The 6,570-nt window shown below is 36.4% G+C and carries 8 protein-coding genes; 3 read left to right on the forward strand and 5 right to left on the reverse strand.

Translation table 11 applies throughout. From position 1 onward, the window contains the following. Nucleotides 1-3 precede the first annotated feature (3 nt). The 4 genes from BM084_RS17440 to holA form a co-directional block, all read right to left on the reverse strand. Entirely contained in the window at nt 4-1,038 is a 1,035-nt protein-coding gene (locus BM084_RS17440; protein WP_093306336.1) for an o-succinylbenzoate synthase, read from the reverse strand. A gap of 27 nt (nt 1,039-1,065) precedes the next feature. After that, on the reverse strand, nt 1,066-1,746 hold the full coding sequence (locus BM084_RS17445; protein ID WP_075326052.1) for a metal-dependent hydrolase: 681 nt from the start codon (nt 1,744-1,746) through the stop codon (nt 1,066-1,068). Between the two features lie 83 nt (nt 1,747-1,829). After that, on the reverse strand, nt 1,830-2,732 hold the full coding sequence (gene menA / locus BM084_RS17450; RefSeq protein ID WP_075326051.1) for a 1,4-dihydroxy-2-naphthoate octaprenyltransferase: 903 nt from the start codon (nt 2,730-2,732) through the stop codon (nt 1,830-1,832). Between the two features lies 1 nt (nt 2,733). Beyond that, complete coding sequence (gene holA, locus BM084_RS17455) at nt 2,734-3,738, reverse strand: DNA polymerase III subunit delta (RefSeq protein ID WP_075326050.1); 1,005 nt, start codon at nt 3,736-3,738, stop codon at nt 2,734-2,736. Between the two features lie 75 nt (nt 3,739-3,813). On the opposite strand from holA, the gene BM084_RS17460 reads away from it, so the two are divergent. From BM084_RS17460 to BM084_RS17470, 3 genes are all read left to right on the forward strand, one after another. Continuing rightward, nucleotides 3,814-4,281, forward strand: coding sequence for a type I restriction enzyme HsdR N-terminal domain-containing protein (locus BM084_RS17460; protein WP_075326049.1), 468 nt, complete (start codon nt 3,814-3,816; stop codon nt 4,279-4,281). After that, on the forward strand, nt 4,278-5,273 hold the full coding sequence (locus BM084_RS17465) for a glycosyltransferase family 2 protein (protein ID WP_093306338.1): 996 nt from the start codon (nt 4,278-4,280) through the stop codon (nt 5,271-5,273). The genes BM084_RS17460 and BM084_RS17465 overlap by 4 nt, the downstream gene beginning before the upstream one ends. 91 nt (nt 5,274-5,364) lie before the next feature. After that, nucleotides 5,365-6,198, forward strand: a complete 834-nt coding sequence (locus tag BM084_RS17470) for an OmpA/MotB family protein (protein ID WP_075326047.1) — start codon at nt 5,365-5,367, stop codon at nt 6,196-6,198. A 145-nt stretch (nt 6,199-6,343) separates the two neighbouring features. Here the strand turns inward: BM084_RS17470 and BM084_RS17475 are convergent. Continuing rightward, nucleotides 6,344-6,570: transposase (locus BM084_RS17475; RefSeq protein ID WP_143083680.1), on the reverse strand; the 227-nt coding region annotated here is incomplete at its 5' end.

Here is a 6,570-nt window from a genome sequence, read left to right on the forward strand (position 1 = left end):
TTACTAAAAATTAAATTCCCAGCTTTTAGCTGGATTATACTGAATATTTCCTTTTTCTACCTCTAACGGACTTTGAATATTATTGGTATACAAACTTCCGGTGCCAAGTCCCTGGGGCATTTTATTGTTTTTTGTATAAGTAAATTGGGAAATTGCATTTAGCCCTACATTACTTTCTAAAGCACTGGTGATCCACCAGCCAATATTGTTTTCTTCGGCTAAATCTATCCATTCTTGTGTGCCTTTAAAACCACCGATTAAACTGGGTTTTAAAATTATATACTGTGGCTTTATTGTATGTAACAATTCTTTCTTCTTTGTTACATTAAAAACGCCAATCAATCCTTCGTCTAAAGCAATTGGCAGCGGAGTTTCCCGGCATAAATCTGCCATTTCCTTCAGCTGTCCCTGTTTTATAGGTTGCTCTATACTATGTAATTGAAATTCACTTAAACGCTTCAGTTTTTCCAGGGCTTCTTTAGGTTTAAAAGCTCCATTTGCATCTACGCGTAATTCTATTTCTTTGGAAGAAAATTCAGAGCGAATATATTTTAAAAGCTCCAGTTCGGTTTCAAAATCTATCGCACCAATTTTCATTTTAATACAATCAAATCCCGCTTCAATTTTCTCCTGAATCTGGGATTTCATAAATGATTTCTCCCCCATCCATATCAATCCGTTAATGGGAATTGAAGCTTTTCCTTTTGTAAATTCTGAAGGAAATATTTCAAAAGGATTTTTGGCATTTAAAGATCTAAAAGCCATTTCTACTCCTATTTGGATGCTGGGGAATTCTTTTAACTCTTCCCAAAGCATCGTTTCGCCCAAATTAATATTGTTACAAACCCATTGCAGTTTTTCTTCATAATCTGGCCTATCATCCACACTCAGACTTCTAAGAATACCGCATTCACCGTAACCAACTTTATCAGCATCGGTTATTTTTAAAAACCAGGTTTCTTTAGTAGTAAGAACGCCCCGCGAAGTTCCGCTGGGGCGCTTAAATTTTAAGATATACTTTTTATAATCTGCCTGCATATATTTTTATTGGGAAAAAAGTGGAAATTAAAGTTCCAGGCTCTCTCCTATTTCAAGAAGCATAAGGTCTTTACCCTCATCAAAGAATTTTCTTTTTGCTTCTTCGTGGTCTATTTCAATATAACCAAAAGTATCATAATGGCAACCCAAAACTTTGTCACATTCTACAAAATCACTGGCTACTATGGCATCTTCTACACCCATTGTAAAATTATCGCCAATAGGCAAAATTGCAAGATCTAAAGTAGTGCGCTGCGGAATCAATTTCATATCCATAGTAAGCGCAGTATCGCCGGCAATATAAATATTTTTGTGTTCTCCTTCAATTACGAATCCGCCGGGTTGGCCGCCGTATTTTCCATCGGGAAAAGAGCTGGTATGAATTGCATTTACGTATTTTACTTTTCCGAACTCAAAATCCCAGCTTCCGCCGTGATTCATTGGGTGAACCTCAATGCCTTTTTCTTCGTAATGATTTGCGATCTCAAAATTACTCACAATTACAGCGCCTGTGTTTTTGGCAATTTCTTCAGCATCTAAAGTATGATCCTGATGTGCGTGGGTGAGTAAAATATAATCAGCTTTAATGTCTTTGATATTGATTTTATCTTTGGCGAGTTCATTCCCGGTAATGAACGGATCTACCAAAACATTGATATCTGCTATTTTAATTCCGAAGCAACTTTGTCCGTAATACGTGATTTTCATAATATAATTTTTATGTTCGCCCTAATTTAAGGATTCGCTGAAAAAGGTTAGAAATGACCAAATATATAATTTTGTTAAACTTCTTACCATATCTGGCCTAAACCAAAAAGTATAGCGGTAGCAAAGGTAGAAAGGGCTAAAATTTTAAGTTCTGGATCAAGTAAAGTAGCATTTTCATTTTCTACCACTCTTTTAAGATGTAGTATTAAGGGAATAAAAGCCGGCAGATAAAGAAAATCGTTTACACTTTCTAGGGTAAGTACGGTGAATAAAACCAAACAAAGTATGGCTCCCAGAATAAGTGCATAATGATAGTTTTTGGCATTTTTAGCCCCGAGTTTCACTACAAGAGTATTCTTTCCCGCTTTTTCATCAGAAATTCTATCGCGCATATTATTGAGATTTAAAACCCCCATACTTAAAAAACCAATACTGAATGACGGAAGCAACACTAACCAGTTCCATTGATGCGCGTATAAAAAATAAGAACCGTAAACGGCAACCAAACCAAAGAAAATTAACACAAAAACATCTCCCAGCCCCCGATAACCGTAAGCCGATTTACCTACGGTATATTTAATGGCTGCAGCAATTGCCCCAACTCCCAGTAGGAAAAAAAATAAAGCATAACCTAAATTTTCTTTCCCGAAAGCAGCATAAATAAGTAAAACAGCAAATAATAAGGTAACAATTGCAGTGATTACAATTACCTGAAACATTTCCTTTTGAGAAATAAGTCCGCTTTGTATAGCACGTTGCGGGCCTACCCTATCTTCATTATCGGTTCCTTTTACACCATCGCCATAATCGTTGGCAAAATTTGAAAGCACCTGTAATCCTAAAGTGGTGGCTAGTGCAAGACTAAAAATAGTAATACTAAAAACACCTTCGCTAACCGCAATGGTGGTTCCAACAATAATTCCGGAAACCGATAATGGTAAAGTTCTTAACCGGGCAGCGCTAATCCATGAATTTATTTTACCCATTTTAATTTAAGATCTTAACCATTAATTCTTTAAGCAAATCGCCGTGAGAAATATTCACCGCGCCCACACCTTTTCCTTTTACGTCACTTTCGTGCAGCAAGCCAATTACCTGACTCACTTTTTTCATCGGATAATTTTTTGCTGCGGCTATATAATCCCCAACAAAATAAGGATGCACTTTTAGCTGTTTGGCTACGTTAGCCTTAGATTTATCGGGGAGGCCGTGATATTGCATAATTTGTGAGAAATAAGAAAATAAGAGCGAAATGGTCACCACCATTGGGTTGTCTTTCGGGTTTTGCGCGAAGTAATTTACAATGCGATGCGCCTTTAAAGAATCTCGCATTCCAATGGCTTTCCGCAGTTCAAAATTATTAAAGTCTTTACTTATTCCTATATTTTGCTCAATAAGCTCTGGGGTAATTTGAGTTCCTTCAGGCGTAATTAGTTGAAGTTTATTTAATTCGTTATCAATTTTCCCCAGATCAATTCCTAAAAATTCTACCAGCATTTGTGCTGCTTTTGGAGAAATGGTATAATTTCTTGCCTTCAGGGTTTTCATGATCCAGTCTGCCACCTGGTTTTCATAGAGGCGTTTACTTTCAAATAAAATCCCACTTTTCTTTAGAACTTTAGAAAGTTTCTTACGCTTATCCAGGCTTTTGTATTTATAACAAAAAACCAAAGTGGTGGTAGGCTGAGGATTTTCGGCATAATCTACCAGTTTCTCTATGCTCCTGGAAAGGTCCTGTGCTTCTTTAACGATAATCACCTGTCTTTCGGCCATCATTGGGTAGCGCTTGGCATTGCTCACAATTTCATCTATATTGGTATCGCGGCCATACATAATGATTTGGTTAAAACCTTTTTCTTCTTCTGCCAGTAAATTTTGCGCTATAAAATCTGAGATCCTGTCTATATAATAAGGTTCTTCGCCCATTAAAAAGTAAAGCGGCGATACACTACCTTTTTGAATATTATTTACAATCTCTTTTGCTTCTTCCATTAAGGTGAAGGATTTTTGAATTTTAAATTAAACTGAAGCTTGCTGCGCTGTGGTTTTCTTTTTTACTTTTGGCCTATGTTAGCGCTTAATTTTCCAAAATATTCGTTCCGGTTCAAAAATAGTGAAAATAAAATAGCCGTTTTTGATGAACTCCGGAAAAAATTTGTGGTTTTAACTCCCGAAGAATGGGTGAGACAACACGTGGTTAAATTCCTTACTTTAGATAAGAATTATCCTAAAAACCATATTAATGTTGAAAAACAACTTAAGCTTGGAAAGCTTACTAAACGCTATGATGCGGTAGTTTTTTATCCTGACGGAAAAATAAAAGTGGTGATAGAATGTAAAGCCCCACATATTAAAATAACCCAGGAAGTTTTTGACCAGATCGCCAGGTATAATTTGAGTTTAAAAGCCGATTATTTAATGCTTACCAACGGATTGGAGCATTACTTCTGCAAACTTGATTACAAAGAAGAAAAATATCATTTTCTACCTGAAATTCCCGATTATATTTCTTCTAAAACTTCTGAAAAACAATGAGCACCGCAGTAGTAATCTTAAATTGGAATGGCCGCAGTTTACTGGAGCAGTTTTTGCCTTCGGTAATTCGTTTTTCTGAAGGTGCCAATATTTACGTAGCTGATAATGCTTCTACAGATGATTCGGTAGAATTTGTACAGGAAAATTTTCCGCAGGTCAAAATTATTCAGAATAAGGAAAACGGCGGATTCGCCAAAGGTTACAACGATGCGCTTTCAGGTTTATCCGAAGATATTTTTGTCTTGCTAAATAGTGACGTAGAAGTTACTAAAAACTGGCTAAACCCTATTCATGAAATCTTTAAAAACGAACCTAAAACGGCTGCAGTCCAACCAAAAATACTTGATTTTAAAAGAAAAAACTACTTTGAATATGCAGGAGCAGCCGGCGGCTATATAGACAAATATGGCTATCCATTTTGCCGTGGGAGGATCTTTGATACTTTAGAAGAAGACCACGGGCAGTATAATGACGATACTCCTATTTTTTGGGCCAGCGGTGCTTGTTTTGCAATTAGAAATACAGTTTATTGGGAGGCCGGTGCGCTCGATGAAGATTTTTTTGCCCACCAGGAAGAAATAGATCTATGTTGGCGAATCCATAATTTAGGCTATCAAATAAAATTTTCTGGAATTTCCAACGTTTACCACGTGGGTGGTGCTACCCTGGATAGTATGAATCCCAGGAAGACGTTTTTCAATTTCAGAAACAGTTTATATATGCTTTTAAAGAATGTTCCCACACCTAATGTTTACGGCATTTTAATTATGAGAATGATCCTGGATGGGATTGCGGGAATCAAGTTTCTGATAAATGGGAAATTCTCACATTTATATGCTATCCTGCAGGCGCATACCGCTTTTTACCGTAATTTTCAAAAAATGCATAGAAAACGAAGAGGAATTACAAAAAACTCTGAATATTATCAGGTAAAATCTATTATTTGGTCTTATTTTTGTTTAGGCAAAAATGAATTTTCTAAATTAAAATAAAGGTATTCAAACTTATAGTAAAGCTTCTTTTTCCGCTTTACTTTTTTTTGATACTTTTGAATCATCTAACATTAATAACAATTACAAGATTATGAAACGAATTATGCTTTTATCGGCAACCGCCGTTCTTTTGTTTTCCTCTTGCGTATCTAATAAGAAATACGCTGAACTGGAAGAAAAACAAAAACAAACCCAGGATGAACTAAACACTGCAACCATTAAATTAAATGCGTGTTTAGAAGATAAACAAAACCTTAACCAGCAAATCACAAGACTTAACAATACCAACGCGGCATTGCTTAACAACGTAGGTGACCTTGCCACTCTTTCTAAGAAAGAAGCAGAAAACCTTGAGCGTTCTCTTGAAAGCATTAAAGAAAAAGACCTTGCTATCCAGAGTATGCGTGATGCTATTAGCAAAAAAGACTCTGTAACTTTAGCGCTTGTAACAAGCTTAAAAGGTGCTTTGGGTAATATGGCCGATGAAGACATTGAAATAAATGTTGAAAAAGGTGTAGTTTACGTTTCTATTTCTGACAAACTTTTATTTGACAGTGGAAGATACAATGTAACCGACCGTGCTAAAGAAGTACTTGGTAAAGTTGCTACTGTGGTTAAAAACAAGCCAGACATCGAGTTTATGGTAGAAGGACATACTGATGATAAAGCTATCAAAACTTCAATGTTTGAAGATAACTGGGATCTTAGTGTGAAAAGAGCTACTTCTGTAGTTAGAATTCTTCAGGATGAGTTTGGTGTAGAGCCAGCTAGAATGACTGCCGCTGGTAGAAGTTACTATGTACCTGTTGCAACCAACGAAACTGCTGAAGGTCGTGCTAAAAACAGAAGAACAAGAATTGTAGTTCTTCCTAAACTTGATCAATTCTACGGAATGATCGAAGAAGGAATGAAATCTGCTAAATAAGCTTTGATTCTTTTAAATATAGAAAGAGGCCGTCTAAAAAGTATTTAGATGGCCCTTTTTCTTTATAAATGTTTTGTAAGAGGAAGCGATTCTTCTTTTTGTAAATCTTCTTTCTGATAAAAAAAGGCAAAGCAGCGCCCCCTTGCTATGCGATACTGAATTTTCTTAAGTTGTGCGCCATAGCTATTAATCCTATCTCAGTAGTTACTTTATCCATTCCCCGCAACATAAACCGCTTAAAGCCCATATTTTGCTTGATATTTCCAAAGACGGCTTCAACATCCCAGCATCTTCTTTTGCGATGTGCTATTCCCTCTTCACTTAGCAGTAGGTTCCTGGCCTTTTCCTTGAGGCGAATCAGGTTGTGATTAC

The sequence above is a fragment of the Salegentibacter agarivorans genome (assembly GCF_900113135.1).
GTDB classification, from domain to species: Bacteria; Bacteroidota; Bacteroidia; order Flavobacteriales; family Flavobacteriaceae; genus Salegentibacter; species Salegentibacter agarivorans.